At 54.4% G+C, this 15600-nt stretch carries 13 protein-coding genes and 1 pseudogene; 2 read left to right on the top strand and 12 right to left on the bottom strand.

The genetic code is table 11. The features are described 5' to 3' along the window. Positions 1–436 precede the first annotated feature (436 nt). Positions 437–757: a flagellar biosynthesis anti-sigma factor FlgM gene (flgM, locus tag BLP78_RS11970; RefSeq protein WP_256330254.1), complete on the top strand. Its 321-nt coding sequence runs from the start codon at positions 437–439 to the stop codon at positions 755–757. 1 nt (position 758) lies between these two features. Continuing rightward, positions 759–1235, top strand: a complete 477-nt coding sequence (locus BLP78_RS11965; RefSeq protein ID WP_090459496.1) for a flagella synthesis protein FlgN — start codon at positions 759–761, stop codon at positions 1233–1235. Between the two features lie 53 nt (positions 1236–1288). On the opposite strand, the gene motD is transcribed toward BLP78_RS11965, so the two are convergent. The 12 genes and pseudogenes from motD to BLP78_RS11905 all read right to left on the bottom strand — a co-directional run. After that, complete coding sequence (gene motD, locus BLP78_RS11960; RefSeq protein ID WP_090459494.1) at positions 1289–2203, bottom strand: flagellar motor protein MotD; 915 nt, start codon at positions 2201–2203, stop codon at positions 1289–1291. 106 nt (positions 2204–2309) lie between these two features. Next, entirely contained in the window at positions 2310–3050 is a 741-nt protein-coding gene (locus BLP78_RS11955; protein WP_090459492.1) for a flagellar motor protein, read from the bottom strand. Further along, entirely contained in the window at positions 3032–3760 is a 729-nt protein-coding gene (locus tag BLP78_RS11950) for an RNA polymerase sigma factor FliA (RefSeq protein ID WP_090459490.1), read from the bottom strand. Before BLP78_RS11950 ends, BLP78_RS11955 begins: the two co-directional genes overlap by 19 nt. An 8-nt stretch (positions 3761–3768) precedes the next feature. Continuing rightward, complete coding sequence (locus BLP78_RS11945; protein ID WP_090459488.1) at positions 3769–4662, bottom strand: MinD/ParA family ATP-binding protein; 894 nt, start codon at positions 4660–4662, stop codon at positions 3769–3771. Then, complete coding sequence (flhF, locus tag BLP78_RS11940; RefSeq protein WP_090459487.1) at positions 4655–6295, bottom strand: flagellar biosynthesis GTPase FlhF; 1641 nt, start codon at positions 6293–6295, stop codon at positions 4655–4657. Before flhF ends, BLP78_RS11945 begins: the two co-directional genes overlap by 8 nt. Further along, on the bottom strand, positions 6292–8370 hold the full coding sequence (flhA, locus tag BLP78_RS11935) for a flagellar biosynthesis protein FlhA (RefSeq protein ID WP_090459485.1): 2079 nt from the start codon (positions 8368–8370) through the stop codon (positions 6292–6294). Before flhA ends, flhF begins: the two co-directional genes overlap by 4 nt. Continuing rightward, entirely contained in the window at positions 8367–9548 is a 1182-nt protein-coding gene (flhB, locus tag BLP78_RS11930; protein ID WP_090459483.1) for a flagellar biosynthesis protein FlhB, read from the bottom strand. The genes flhA and flhB overlap by 4 nt, the downstream gene beginning before the upstream one ends. A gap of 185 nt (positions 9549–9733) precedes the next feature. Next, a complete protein-coding gene (gene motB, locus BLP78_RS11925) occupies positions 9734–10663 on the bottom strand; it encodes a flagellar motor protein MotB (RefSeq protein WP_090459482.1) in 930 nt (309 codons plus the stop codon). Positions 10664–10675: 12 nt separating this feature from the next. Then, positions 10676–11536 (bottom strand): flagellar motor stator protein MotA, encoded by an 861-nt coding sequence (gene motA / locus BLP78_RS11920; protein ID WP_090459480.1) that lies wholly within the window; start codon positions 11534–11536, stop codon positions 10676–10678. A gap of 699 nt (positions 11537–12235) precedes the next feature. Further along, entirely contained in the window at positions 12236–13129 is an 894-nt protein-coding gene (locus BLP78_RS16065; RefSeq protein ID WP_256330253.1) for a PEP-CTERM sorting domain-containing protein, read from the bottom strand. 174 nt (positions 13130–13303) lie between these two features. Continuing rightward, on the bottom strand, positions 13304–14806 hold the full coding sequence (locus tag BLP78_RS11910; protein WP_090459477.1) for a PEP-CTERM sorting domain-containing protein: 1503 nt from the start codon (positions 14804–14806) through the stop codon (positions 13304–13306). Positions 14807–15279: 473 nt separating this feature from the next. Then, positions 15280–15597 (bottom strand): annotated as a pseudogene (locus tag BLP78_RS11905) (integrase core domain-containing protein); the annotation flags it as partial. Between the last annotated feature and the right edge of the window lie 3 nt (positions 15598–15600).

Genomic DNA, 15600 nt, shown 5'->3' with positions numbered 1-15600 from the left:
TGTCTTCAGGATGGGACGGCTTCCCCAGTGAACTGATGATGTTACTTGCACCTTCAATCAAAATCAGAACAATTTCAATCATACAAGGATGGGTGCAGCAGAGCGCAACCCATCAGAATTTGCGTTTGGCCCTATATGGCAAACTGTGGCCGGGCCGATAATGCAATTTATCACGGCTGGAAAATTGCTTTCATGAAACGAACTTGATGGGTTATGCTCTGCTGCATCCATCCTACGAACTGCTTCACCCATCCTGTGAACTATTGATGAATCATAGAACTGCAATGAGAATTTGGTCAAATGTGTGATGGTTTTTGCCACTGAGATAAAAGGCTTTTCAGGTTGAACCTGTTATGCCACAGATTCTGGCAAAAAAGCTCAAGTTTCTTACGAGACCTCCGTTACACTGCTTACAATCAATTGTAGGAGCAAATCCGTGCAGATAGAAAATGGCATCAAAACCAACGCTACCAAGCCCATCGGCGAGGCGAGCGCTGGCAAACCCGGGCAAATGGCAGTGGGTGGCGTGCCTTCAAAAAGCCAGAATGCTTCAGTGGGCGGAAAAGATAGCGTTCAACTGAGCATACAATTGCAAAGCATCGAAAAAAAATTGGGAAATGTCGAAGTTTTCGATGCCGTCAGGGTAGAAGAAATCAAACGGGCAATCAGCGAGGGCCACTTCACCGTAAACCCCGGCAAGGTCGCCGATGGTTTGCTCGACACGGTGCGCGACCTGATCCATAGGGGGAAGGGTTAACTTGACTAACAGTATTTTCGATCCTGTTGCCTGCATCAGCCGCGAGCGCGACGCGACGCGGGACTTCATCGATATTTTGCGCCGGGAGCAAGCTGCATTACAGCAGCCGGGCACATCCCTGCTGCTTGCAATTGCCAACGAAAAAGCGCACCAGGCCCAACAATTAGCTCAACTGTCGGATGCGCGCAACTACTGGTTGAGAAAGCTCGGCTATACTCAAGACCACATCGGCATGGAACACGGTTTACGCGATTGCCCCGCCGCTGTCGGTGCGTGGGAAGAACTACTTCAATTGGCGGAAACAGCCAGTCAGCTCAACAAGATCAACGGCATCCTTGTCGGTCAGCGCCTGCGCTACACCCAGCAGGCGATATCGGTATTACAGACCTCGACCCATGGCGGGCAAAACGCGAGGCTGTATTGTTCGGATGGCCAACCCCAGTCGTTTTTCGGTGGTCGCCAGCTTGGCGAGGGCTGAGTCGATCAGTAAGCCTTCAGATACGGCGCGGCGTACCAGGCCAACGTACCCAATCAGGTGTCTATCAAGGTAGCAGGTACGGTATCGGATAGGCCGGGTATCGCATCAGGTGAAGCCCCGGTTGAAGTGTCGGATGAACCCTCAGATGAATTCCCGGATAAAATCCCGGCCGAGATATCGGGAAGGCTGGACAGGATCATGATTGTGACTCGCCGGTTTCGCATACGGCCCTCCTCCGTGTCGTTCGGTCCGACAGGGCGATTTTCGCCATACCCCGCTGCCGTAAGCCGCGTGGCATCCACGCCATTGCCGATCATCAACCTCACCACGCTGCTGGCACGCACGGCCGACAGTTCCCAGTTGGAGGGAAATTTTTCGGTGACGATCGGTATATTGTCGGTATGGCCCTCGACCTGAATCGCATGACTGTCGTTCTTCAACACCTGCGCCACCGCCTCGATCACTCTGCTCGACTCCTGCCGTAATAGTGCCTGGCCGGGCGAGAATAATACGCTGGCATTGATCTCCACGCCCAGGCCCAGGTTGCTGTGGATTACCCTCACCTGTCCATCGTCCACCAGCGAACCGAATACAGCCATGATTTCGCGGGCGATGATATCCATCTGGTCCTTCTGCTGGCGTTGCACTTCCACAAGTCGACGTGCTTTTTTTACCGTGAGCTCATCATCCGCCGTTGGGAGGTTCGAAGCGATAATCGGAGCCGTTTTCCGCGTGCGCTTCGGCAATATGACGTCAGGCGTCAGGACTGCCTTATCGCTCCCCTTCGGTTGCGCGCCAAACGCACTGACAAACGATCCCGCCAACACCTGGTCATACTGGCCGTTATTCAAGCGGGAAGCTGCATACATCACGACAAACAGTGCAAGCAGCAGGGTAATGAAGTCGGCGTAGGATACCAGCCACCGCTCATGATTTTCATGCTCTTCCGGTCTGTGTCTGCGCGGCATTTCAGTTCAAATAGGGGTTATGGATGAGCAGCTTTTTGTTATATGAAAATATGCATTACCCTGCATATCAGCCTTCTTCGACGGCGATATTCATTCATATTTCTGGTCACGCCATATACCCGTTGAGGCGGCCGGTGATCAGTCTCGGGTTCTCGCCTTTGGCAATGCCGACCAGCCCATCCACCAGCATTTCGCGCATCAGTACCTGACGGCCGATGAGCGTTTTCAGTTTATTGGCGATGGGCAGGAATGCCAGGTTTGCGAGCCCCACGCCATAGATGGTCGCCACGAACGCCACGGCTATTCCGTTACCCAGATGTGCCGGATCCGACAAGTTCTCCATGACCTGTATAAGACCTATCACCGCACCCAGAATACCGATGGTCGGCGCGTAGCCTCCCGCCGCTTCCCATACTCTTGCACCCTGCCGATGAAAATCTTCGAATGTATCGATCTCCACTTCCAGCATGCGCTTCAATACCAGCGGATCCGTGCCGTCCAGCACCAGTTGCAATCCTTTTTTTACGAAAGGATCATCAATACCTTCCACGTGCGTGTCGAGCGACAGTAGGCCCTCCTTACGGACAGCGGTGCTCCATATGGCGATATGCTCCACCAATGTACCCACGTCGAGTAGCGGCGGAACAAATACCCAGCGGCTCATCTTCATGCCGAGTACGAACTGGCGCACCGGGCTTTGCAACAGTACCGCTCCCAATGTACCCCCCAGCACGATGAGAAGCGGGGTAAACTGGACAAGGGAGCCGAGATTGCCGCCTTCCAGTGCCTGCCCGCCAAAGATGGCGATCAAAGCAATGGCAATACCGATTATGCTGTTGAAGTCCATGCGCATTCCTTGAGTTTGGCGCGTAACCGCGCAACGGCCTGGCTATGTATCTGACATACCCTGGATTCGGATACCCCGAGAACCGCGCCGATTTCCTTGAAATTCAGCTCCTGTTCATAGTAGAGCCCCATCAATGTTTTTTCCCGATCGGGCAAGCCGCCTATGGCGCCGATCAGTGCTTGCCTCAGGTCGCCGTTCAACAGGTTTGCCAGTGGATCGCCGCTAGTGTCGACGCAGTTGCGTTCCAGGAAATCGTCATTTTCGCTATCGGAGAAATCTTCGTAATGGATCAGTTGCGCACCTCGCGCATCCAGCAGCATCTCGTGGTAGCCTTCGATTGGCACCTCGAGTTCCTTGGCTATTTCCGGTTCCGTGGGCGCACGGCCGAGGCGTTGCTGCAGTGCGTTGATTGCCGTTTCGATTTGACGCATATTCCTGCGCGCCCCCCGCGGCAGCCAATCCATCTGGCGTAATTCGTCCAGCATGGCGCCGCGTATGCGTTGCTGCGCATATGTCGCAAACTGGGCTCCCGGTATTTCCTGGTAACGATTCAGCGCATCCATCAAGCCGATCATGCCGACCTGGATCAGATCATCCGCTTCCACGCTGCCCGGCAGCCTGGACATCATGTGATGCGCAATGCGTTTGACGAGTGGGGCAAACTCGGCGAGATGCTGCTGTTTATCGATTACGCCGGCTGAGGTATACATCGTCTGGCTCATCTCGCACCTGTGGCGGTGGCGGCGGCGTCGGCACTGTTGTTCCGGCTGCTTAGCAACAGGGATTTCATGAAGCGTTCCACGCCTCTCTCCTCGTCATCCGGGCAGGGCCATTCGGCCAACGATTCCGCTATCCGGCGGAACGCGGCTGCTGAAGCAGTGGCGGGAATTGCGCCGGTTACACGCCGGCCGAGGCAAAGCTTGCCGTCTTGCGGCACAAAACCCATGAAATCGAGTGAAACCGCAAGATGGCGCCTGGCTACGTCAGCCATGTTGTCGAAAATCATCTTCGCCTGGGTCTCGGCTCCAGCCTTGTTGATCACTATGTGAAAATGCTGCTTATCCTCATGATGACCACAGATATGTTTGATCAACGCATAGGCCGTGGTAATCGAAGCCGGATCGGGGGAAACGACCACCACGATTTCATGAGTGGAAAGGGCAACCGTAAGCATCTGGCTGGATCGGCCCGGTGCGGCATCGATGAGTATTACGTCAATCGGTTGAGCAAGGTGTTCGAAACAGCCGATCACATGAGCCTGGTCGTCCGCGCTCAGCTTTCCCAGAACACGCATACCGCGCCCGGCCGGCAGGATGAAAAACCCTTCGGGGCTAGGAATGATCACTTCATCCAGCGTCTTGTCCCGCCGGATTACATCGAGCAAATCACGGTGGGCGCTGATACCCAGCGTAGCGCTGACGTTATTGGCGCCCGCATTCTCATCGATTACCAGTACGTGCTTGCCGCTGTGTGCAAGGGCTGTCGCCAGACTGATAACTGTGGTTGTCTTGCCTGTGTCCGTGCCACCGGAAGTGATGGTGAAAACACTCAGAAAATTCTGTACCAGCAAGCGGCGAAGTCCCTCTGCCTGGTCATGGATAGGCTCAGCCAAGGTGAACCTCGCTCATGTCCGGGTTGCCCGCACCGATATTGCGATCTGTCAGGATCAAAGGGAAAGCATCCTCCGGCATGATGCAGGAAGATTCGGCAGGTGGATTATCCAGCGCGCGATTCACCAGAGCCCGGGAGTCGGCCATTTCCAGATCTTCCGGAACCCGCTGGCCGCCCGCTACATAATAAAGCGGCAAGCGATGCCGGATTGCAGTGTCGAGCGCGCAGCCAATGGTGACCGCTTCATCCAGTTTGGTGATGATTGCACCCGCCAGGCCGTCCCCCTGATAGGCGTGAGCCACCTCGTCGAGTGTATGCCGGTTGGAAGCGGCATTGAGCAGCAGCAGCCGTTTGACCGGAGTGCCGCAACCTGCCAGCATCGCAACCTGTTCGGCTACCATCTGGTCGCGCTGACCCATGCCCACGGTGTCGATCAGAACCATATGCTTGCCCCGCAACTCAGCCAAGGCGAGGCTCAGGTCCTGCGCGTCCCTCACGGCAAGCACGGTAACTCCAAGGATCTTGCCATAAATCCGCAATTGCTCGTGCCCGCCAATGCGATAACTGTCGGTAGTGAGCAGCGCAAGCTTATCCGCGCCGTGGCGCACCACGCAGCGCGCCGCCAGCTTTGCGGTAGTCGTTGTCTTGCCCACCCCGGTAGGGCCCACCAGCGCATAAACACCGCCCTTCTCCAGAATTTCGCGTTCGTCGCCAATGCTCCGGAGATTGGAAGTCAACACGTTTTTTATCCAGTTCATCGTGTCTTTTTCGCCTTTTCCGGCATTTTCCGCAGGCAGTTGTTCCAGCAGACTGTGCGCGAGAGAACGGCTGAAGCCTGCCGCCAATACCTGGCGCAGCAGTCCTCCATGGACCGGGTCGCGTTTTTCCTGATTGTTCCAGTTCAGCGCGGAGAATTGCTGTTCCATAGTGCCGCGCAGCGACCTGATCTCTTTGAGCACACTCGCGGCCACCGCATCGGCCATTTGAAGGGGATCGATTGCAGGCGGATTCTTTTTACTGGAAGTATTCTCATCCGGAATTGCCTTGCCGGATGGTTTACGGGTATTCCGGCCCCGCTTTGCGGAACCGGAACCGGAAACATCCGGCACGGCGGCATCGTTCGTCACGCGCACCGGGCCGGAATTAATTGTAGATCGGGCGGTTTTTCCAGTGGTTGCCGGATCCGGCATTGCTTGTACTACCGGTGTCGTCATTTGAGTAGTTTCAGCAGCCGGAACCGGGGTTACCCTGTCGTTTGCAATTGCCGCCGTGCCTGCCCATTGCGCTTGTTTTTCATTGGAAAGACCCGTATCGGGTCGAGCCAGGTTTTTGAAGTCTGTATCAGCTTCAAGGGCATACTTCAGGGCGTTTTTCCTGGCCGAAGGAAGAAGCGCCTGCTTGTGATACCAGGACTCGTCTGCCTCCTGTTCCCGATGTACTTGGGGCGCCGATTCTGCTTTTTCAGACTCGGGCGGCGGTATCAGGGCTGTCATGTCGTTATTGCTCAAGGCCAATATCTCGACGCCGCCATCCGCCGCGCGGTTGGATAGAATTACCCCGTCGGAACCAAGTGCATCGCGAACCTTGCGCAATGCCTCACTGGTTGTTTTACCAAAAAATCGTTTGATGCTCATGCTCGGGCTCCCAGAATAGACGTGACTTTAATGTTGCTGGAATCGGGTACTTCGGCGTGTGACAATATCTTGAGCTGCGGAACGGTACGGCGCAGGAACCGTGCCAGCAGTGTTCGCAGCGGTGCGGGTACTAGCAGTACCGGCACAAGACCTACCTGTTCCTGGCGACGGCTTGCGCCGGAGGCTTCGCGCAGCAGCGTATCGGCCAGCCCCGGCTCTATGCCGGCTCCGTTCGGGCTGGCTTGCAGGGCCTGTGTCAGCAGCCTTTCCAATCCGGAATCCAGCGCGATGACCTGCAAATCGCCTGGCTGCGGCCAAATCTGCTGAACGATTGCGCGGCCTAAAGCGATGCGAACCAGCGCGGTCAGTTCGTGCGGGTCCTGAACTCGGACGGCGTGCTCCGCCAGCGCGTCGACGATAGTCCGCATGTCGCGGATGTGCACATTCTCTTCGAGCAGGTTCTGCAGGATTTTCTGAAGGGTGGAGAGCGGCAGCAGCTTCGGGATCAGATCCTCCACCAGCTTGGGCGAATCCTTCGCGAGACGGTCCAGCAATTGCTGCACTTCCATGCGGCCCAGCAATTCCGCCGAATGGCTATGTACCAGATGGTTGAGATGCGTGGCCACGACTGTGCCGGCATCGACCACGGTATAACCCAGGGTCTGGGCATACTCGCGCTGACTGGCGTCGACCCAGACCGAGGGCAATCCAAATGCGGGATCGCTGGTCAGGAGGCCAGGCAAACTGGCGGATACCGTACCCGGATTGATCGCCAGGTATTGACCGACGTTGACCTCGCCCGCGCCGATCACGACGCCTTTGAGCGTGAGCCGGTAACCGTTGGGCCGTAGTTCCAGATTGTCGCGAATGTGTACCGGGGGCGGGAGGTACCCGATTTCCTGGGCGAATTTCTTGCGTACGCCCTTGATCCGCCGCAGCAGTTCGCCATCCTGCGACTTGTCCACCAGCGGAATCAATCGATATCCCACTTCAAGTCCCAGGATGTCGACCGGCATTACGTCATCCCAACTCGCATCCTGGACTTCCGGTTGCGCAGCAGGCGCAGCCGCTGAGGGAACTGCCGCCCGCCTGTTGCGTTGAGTCAGCAGATAGGCTCCGCCACCCAGCACAGCCGCCAGCAGCAGAAAAGCAATGTGGGGCATACCGGGTATCATGCCCATCAGGCCGATGATCGCCGCAGTCAGGATCAGCACCTGCGGCCTTGAAAAGAGCTGGCCCGCCAGTTGGCTGCTGATATTCTCGTCGGTACCCACGCGGCTTACCACCAGGCCCGCCGCCGTGGAGATGATGAGCGCGGGAATTTGTGCAACCAATCCATCGCCGATGGCGAGCAGGGTATAGTTTTTAGCCGCGGTAGCAATATCCAGGTCGTGCTGCAGCGTGCCGATGATCAATCCACCGATCACGTTGATGATCAGGATCAGGATGCCCGCGATTGCATCTCCCCTCACGAATTTGCTCGCGCCGTCCATCGAACCATAGAATTCCGCTTCCTGGGCGATGGTAGTGCGACGCTTGCCGGCTTCTTCCTCGCCGATGAGGCCGGCATTCAGATCCGCGTCGATCGCCATTTGCTTGCCGGGCATGGCATCCAGGGTGAAGCGCGCGGCCACCTCGGCGATGCGCCCTGCCCCCTTGGTAATCACGATAAAATTGATCACCACGAGAATGATGAACACCACGATGCCCACCGTGTAGTTGCCGCCGACCAGATAGTGGCCAAATGCTTCGATTACCTTTCCCGCCGCATCGGGTCCGGTATGGCCCTCCATCAATACGATGCGGGTGGATGCTACGTTGAGCGACAGCCGCAATAACGTCGAAAGCAGCAAAACCGTGGGAAATACCGCGAAATCAAGCGGCTTGAGCGTATGGATGCTGACCAGCAATACCATGATGGAAAGCGCGATGTTGAAGGTAAACATCATGTCCAGCAGGAAGGCGGGCAGCGGCAGCACCATCATGCCGAGAATCATTAATATCAGCAGTGGCCCGGCCAGGCTGTGCACGTTCGCGCCACTGAAGAGGTAAGTCAGTTTTTTAATCGAGTTCATGGGTTATTCGAGTTTTTCTCATGTTTCTGCGAGGCGGCATTTTCCGGGTCCATTTCAGCCGGTACTGGCAGCGCATCGGGTGGGAGCGGAGCCTTGCCGCTCGATTGGCCGTATTCGCGGTGGCGGCGCAACTGGTATATATAGGCCAGCACTTCAGCAACCGCGTTGTACAGGGCCTGTGGAATTTCATCTCCCAGCTCGGCGTGATGGTATAAGGCGCGGGCCAGCGGTGGCGCTTCGAGCAGCGGCACATGATGCTGTTCACCGATATCGCGGATCTTCTGCGCCAGCAGGTGCGCGCCCTTGGCAACAACTTTTGGCGCGCGCATCTTGCCGTCTTCGTACCTCAGGGCAACCGCATAATGAGTCGGATTCGTCACGATCACGTCAGCCTTGGGAATCTCGCTCATCATGCGTTTTCTGGCCATGGCATGTTGCTGGGCACGGATGCGGGCTTTGACGTGCGGATCGCCTTCGGTTTCCTTGTTTTCCTGGCGCAACTCTTCCTTGGTCATCTTGAGCTTGCGATAGTGATCCCAGAGCTTGAACGGTACGTCTACCGCCGCGATCAGCACCATGGTTCCCGCAATGGCCATAAAACTCATGATGGTCAGTTCAGCGATGTGGCCGGCGCTTGCCGCCAGCGGCGCTGAAATGAGTGACAGCACCGCTTCTTTTTGATGCCAGACGGTCCAGATCGCCATCGTGCCGATCAGCGTGGCCTTAAGGAGCGCCTTGACCAGCTCGACCAGGCTGTTCAGCGAAAACATGCGAGCCAGGCCTTTCAGGGGATTAAGCCGGCTGACATCGGGTGTAAGGGATTTCCAGGTAAAAAGCCAGCCGGAAAGCAGCATGGGCGCTAGCAGCGCCACAAGGAACATCAGAATCAGAAATGGGGACAATGCAAGGAGGGCGTGCAAAGACTGGTCGAGCATGCGCTCGGTAAGCAAGCCGGAATTGAAACCGATCTCGGGCGGCACCATCATCCCGTCTTTCATCAGGCTCGCCAGCTCCCGCCCGAGATGACCGCCCATCAGCAACAGGCCAGCGCCGGCGGCGATCAAGGCCATGAATGTGGACAATTCTGTGGAGCGCGGAACTTGTCCATCGTCGCGGGCTTTCTCAAGCCGCCTCTGCGACGCAGGTTCTGTCCGTTCAAGATCGCTATCTTCGCTCACCGCTGACTCCCTGGGGCACATCCATAATCGTGCATATGCCAATTATCGGGTGCTTCAGGAATAGGTCATCGGCGGAAAAGAGCGAACTTCCGCCCGCAATTCCGTTTTAACCTGAATCCAGCCGGGTACCTCGATTCAGGTTAAAACATTCTGGCGGCTTGTATCAGCGGCGGACCTAGAGGTCCTTAACCGCTATCGGCCAGGCGTAGCGTTTGCGAATTCACTACCGTGCCGCTTTTGATTTTTTTGGTTTCACTACCTTCCTTGTCAAGAGCCGCCGCGGCTTTTTTGCTCATTACAATAATGCTGATGCGGCGGTTGATGGGATTAATCGGATCATCCTTATCGAAAAGCGCAGCGGAACTTAAACCGACTACCCGCATGATCTTTTGCTCGCTCATGCCGCCCGCAACGAGTTCACGCCGCGAGGCGTTGGCCCGGTCCGCCGATAGTTCCCAATTGCTGTAGTGCTTCTCGCCGCTCGCATAGGGCGTTGCGTCCGTATGACCCGAGAGGCTGACCTTGTTCGGCATCTCATTCAGCACGTCGCCAAGCTTTTGCAGGATATCCCTGGTATGAGGTTCCAGTTCAGCTCTGGCGAGCGCGAACATCGGGCGGTTCCGGTCGTCAACGATCTGAATACGTAGCCCTTCAGTGGTAATGTCCACCAGCAGTTGCTTCCTGAACTGGCGCATGGTCGCGTTGGATTCTATCAGTCGTTCCAGCCGGTCCTTCAAATCTTCGAGCCTGCGCTTATCGAGACGCTCCAGTTCGGCCTGCGCGGCCTTGAGATTGAGAGGCTTCGTGTCTGCCTCGGGATTGTATTTCTTGAGGCGCCCCTTTTGCTGCGTCAGATCCTGGCCGCCACCCTGAATGATGCTTGTGCCATCGTGGGTGCCATCGCCCCTTGAGGGCATGATGTTCAGCGGCGTCTGAAAATACTCGGAAATGCCTTGCAGTTCGGCCTTGCTGGAGGTGCTGAGCAACCACATGAGCAGGAAAAATGCCATCATTGCGGTGACGAAATCCGCGTATGCAATCTTCCATTGGCCGCCGTGATGGACGCTACGCCTTGTAATTTTTTTGATTACAATGGGACGAATCTGGTTAGCCATGGGTGCTTCCGGTCATCTGATTTTAGCTTGTCTGACACAATCTTCCAGTTCGCTGAAGCTGGGCCGCTCGGTCGAATAGAGTACTTTACGGCCAAACTCGACCGCCAGTGCCGGCGCATAGCCGTTAATACTCGACAGCAGGGTCACCCGGATACATTGCAATATCTTGGTGGACTCCCCGAGTTTCTGCTCCAGCACGCCGGCAAGCGGACCTACCAAGCCGTAGCCAAGCAGAATGCCGAGAAAGGTGCCGACCAGCGCCTGGGCAATCAATATGCCTAATTCGGATGGGGGAAGGCCCACCGAGGCCATGGTATGCACCACGCCCATCACCGCCGCGACGATGCCGAAGGCCGGCATGCTATCGGCTATTTTATTAATGCACTGTACCGGTATTTCGCCTTCCTGATGATGGGTCTCGATCTCGTTATCCATCAGGTTTTCAAGCTCGAATGCGTTGAGATTGCCGCCCACCATCAGGCGCAGATAGTCTGTCATGAACTCCAGCACCTGCTGATCCGCCAGGATATTCGGATAGTTCGCAAAAATCGCGCTTTCGTGGGGTTCATCTACATCGTGTTCTATTGACATCAACCCTTCCTTGCGCGCCCTGGCAAGAAGATCGTAGAGCAGAGCCATGAGATCCATATACATGGCTTTGGTGTACTTCGGGCGCTCCAAGATTTTCGGCAGTGCCTTGAGCGTGGCTTTCTGCGCCTTGCCTGTATTGCCCAATACAAAGGCGCCCAATGCAGCGCCACCGATAATCAGCAGTTCGACCGGCTGGAACAGCGCGGCCAGGTGTCCGCCCGCAAGCGCATACCCGCCGAATACTGATCCGAGAACGACGAGAGTTCCGATTATTATTAGCATATCTCCGACACTTCTCCAGTTCGAATTGTTGTGCTGATTGCATAATCAGCGCTGCCGGTATTGGCGGCCATTGCCGGTTATTGCGTGCAGTATGCGGCCTGATTCACCAGCATTGGAGCAACGGCAATTCCACTGAAATACCCCACCTTTGTAACGGCCGGAACCCTGTAAACTTTAGGAGAGGAAGTAGCGAAAAACGGAGAGAGAAACGAGAGAGAAGTGCCGGGAAAGAAAAGATTCCAGCCAGAAGAGGAAAGGAACCTCCCGGATCGATGACGCCGGGAGATTGGCCGCCAGCAGCCTGTCGAGCTTAAAGGAAATCGGCTGGCCGGTTCATTTTTTGCTGCGATTCTTCAAGCCGGCAGACTGCTAGGTGTAGCAACCTGCTTTTGAAATAGCGCCGACCAGCATTCAACAAAATTTTGAGCCAGGAATAACTACGACTATCCACCCCCGAAACCGGGATTAACTGCAAATGAACCTGCATTCAGCCGGGCCGACCTGCATTTGATTTTCGCGAACCAGGAATAATTGCGACTGCATTTACCCTTGATAACATATTTTATGATGGGTTGAATTTCACAATTTTGATGCCACCACCTTGTTAAGTTCGTAAGCTCTCCTATTGAAAGACAAGCAAAAAGTAAAAGGACAGGATTTTGCTGGAAGGTCTAATGATCAAGCTTGGCTTAAATCTGTTTAAGCGGTTCTGGAGCGACGTCGCGCGAACAAACCCACCATTCCTAACCCAGCAAGCATTAACGCGAATGCTTTTGGTTCCGGTACGACCGCCGCCGCATGAGCGCCTGTAAGAAACACGCGATAAGAGCCGCCTCCAGGAAAGTCCTCATACGCGCCCGAATACCCGGTAATCGATAACGCGCCTCCTGCTCCGGTCGGACCATTTACGTCACTATTGTGATTATTGAAAGTATCTGAAACCGGAAAGATTTGACCGCCTGAACTAGTAGGTTCGGAGCAACACTGCGTAATCGCTAGATAATAGTCACCGGAAGTAATTGGTGTGAGCGCATGGCCAGCTGGGAGGGTTGCCGGAGCATCGTAACCCACTACGTCATCATTTGCATAAATACCCTTTCTATTTATGCCGAAAAGAAATAATTCGCTGTCAAAACCTGCCACTCCACCAACCGTGGTGGCTGAAAACGTTCCGCCACCATCGATATGTATTAGATACATATCTTGGCCATCTCCACTCGTCGGACTCAATGTTCCAGCAATTTCCATGAGTGGTTCAACCCCAGCCGTTACCTGGGCAGTATTTGGAACGTTCCCAGCATCGCCAGTTTCAGTAAACGTTGTTGCGTAAGACGGTCTCCCAAGAAAGAGAAGAGACAGTATGCAAAACCAAGCTAATCTGGCGGGGTCTACTGTTGACATGAATCGTTCCATGGAAACATTCTTTCTCATTCTGGTTGCCAGTGTCGCATCATTGAATAAGCGTACCCGAACAGGAAATTGCAAAACTGCGGCCACAAGCTGTAAAGTCGATAGCATTGAGAAATTAGGCAAGGAAGGTTCGCTAGGTTCCGCAGTTTCGCTGGGACGTAATTCAATAGCATTTTCTGACATTGTATTCTCCTTACGATGGCTTACATTACTCCCTATGGGAGAGAAATCATAACGTCTAGGCCTAAACTTACCGCCTTGAGACAGCGATGACCACTTCAGGCTGCTCTATCACAACTCTTCATAGAAAATCGTCAGATCCATCAAATTCTCTCGTTAGCTCCGGATCGACTTTGGTTAAGAGGTCTTGCGACGACGCACCATAAAACCCAACAAACCCAGGCCGCCCAAAAGCATCGCGTAAGTTTCCGGTTCTGGAACCACACCAACTTCTTGGGTAAGTGGGATCATGCGCATGCTGGCCTCTCCCGTACCTGCAAAAGTCAGTCCAGTAACGAACGCAGTGGGGGAATTTGGATCAAGTCCCGCGCTGGTTTCGATGCCTGCAATGCGAAAACGATCCACTCCCATACTGCCGAAAGAATGTTCGGTACCAGCATTTATTACTGAATCGAATGTCCAGGTGGTGCCATTCCATAGATAAAGGCCAAACTGGTTATCCCCAATGCTGGGGAGCAATACTGACTGGAAGTTCGGTCCGGAATCCAAAATATAGTCGTAGCCGGTGGCTACTAGCGGATCAAGATAAATAGTGTAGGACGGTATTGCGAAGTCGAATCCCCAACCACTCGTCAGATATGTTGTTGGCATGATTGGATCGTTGGGGCTTATCCCATCTGGGGTCAGCAGGAATGCCTGATTTCCATTTAACTTGGAGTTATATGCTTCCCCCACAATCGATCCGTTGTCGTTGATGCCAGTTGCTTGAACGAGAACCCACCCATCGCGTACAGAAGCAGCGTCTAGAAAACTGTTGAGGTCCGTTGCGGCAGTGCCGTTCCAGAGGGTGGCATGATGATCAGTATTATTCCAGGAAGTTCCTACCACTATGCCAGCGTTGTTGATGTCAAAAGCCTGGCTGGTAGTAGCACCACTCAGCGTATCCAGTTTAGTCATCGTAGCGCCATTCCATAAAGCGGCCTGGAGATCAGCATCTCCTACAACTTGCCCGGCACTGTTGATGGCGAAGGCTGAACTAAAATTCCCATACCTCCCCCCCTGCGGACCCAGATCAGTCGCCGTCGTGCCATTCCACACGGTGGCGTGAATGGAATGAACGCCAATAGTATTGGGATACGTAGTGGCCGATCCCACCACTTGGCCAGCATCGTTGATGGAGCCAGCTAAACTATTGTTCCCACCCAGCGTGCCCAAGTCGATTGCCGTGGTGCCATTCCACACTGTGGCGTGTTGGGCAACGTTACCAGTTGTATCGGAATAACCAGCGACCTGGCCGGCGTTGTTGATGCCATAAGCGACGCTAGTCGTCCCGCCGAGCGTGCCCAAATCGATTGCAGTGGTGCCATTCCAAAGAGTGGCGTGATGATTGGAAGCTCCTGCTATTTGGCCGGCATCATTGATCGCAAAAGCTGAACTGGATCCACCGTTACCGGACATGTGTAAATCAATCACAGCGTTGCCGCTCCATAGAACGGCATGCCGGGCAACGTTATTGGTAATAGCAGAGTAACCTGCAACCTGCCCGCCATTATTGATGGCAGAGGCATAACTGAATGTCCCACCTAGGTTACTAAGATGGGTGAAGGTATAGCCACTGGCTTTGGCAAGGCTTCCGTAGATAAGTAAGGCCCCCATGATGAATATTGATTTAGCGCTCATTGAACCCTCTTGATCACGCTACAACGATTGAAAAAACTACTTGAATATTGCCGTGTCGTCTATTTAGCCAAAATAATATCTGGGCTCGGCTATATGGTTATAAGGAACTATCATTAACCACTAGCTAAACCATATTCGCATACTACATCTCTCAGCAATAAATTAACAAGCATACGATAAAAGACGATTAGTTGTATGTACAGGTGGTGGGTCGACGGGCAAGCGATTCCGGTGCTTTCTCCCGTAAATAAACCGACTGTGATTCGAACGCTCAAAGCTCTTTGGGGACGGCAAAGCTGTACGCCAGCAATCGGCAATATCGATAAAGTGGAGAACGCGCATGGGCGTCTGTTGGAGCTAATTAATAGACTGTGAGGGCAGATTTGCATCGCACGGCGCGGAGGTGTTACTCTGGTGGCACTAATAATTCAAGATGAACCGCCCCGGCTTTCATGGAGGCTGTTTGGTTTAAGTTAAACTTCTAGCGTGGTTTTTTCAGCCAGTTGCTGATAATAGTTTATCTCAGCTTCAGCCGGCGGAATGTAACCGATAGGTTCGAGTAACCGATGGTGGTTAAACCAGGATACCCATTCCAAGGTCGCCAGCTCCACAGCGGTCTTGGTTTTCCAGGGTGCTCGGCGATGGATCAGCTCGGTCTTGTACAGTCCGTTGACTGACTCAGCCAAGGCGTTGTCATAGCTGTCTCCCCGACTGCCTACGGAAGGCTCAATCCCAACTTGGGCAAGGCGTTCCGTATAGCGAATGGAGATGTATTGCGATCCTCTGTTGCTATC

The organism is Nitrosospira sp. Nsp1 (assembly GCF_900100985.1).
Taxonomy (GTDB): domain Bacteria; phylum Pseudomonadota; class Gammaproteobacteria; order Burkholderiales; family Nitrosomonadaceae; genus Nitrosospira.
Note: the sequence above shows the minus strand (reverse complement) of the source record. Positions and strands in the feature narration are given on the sequence as shown.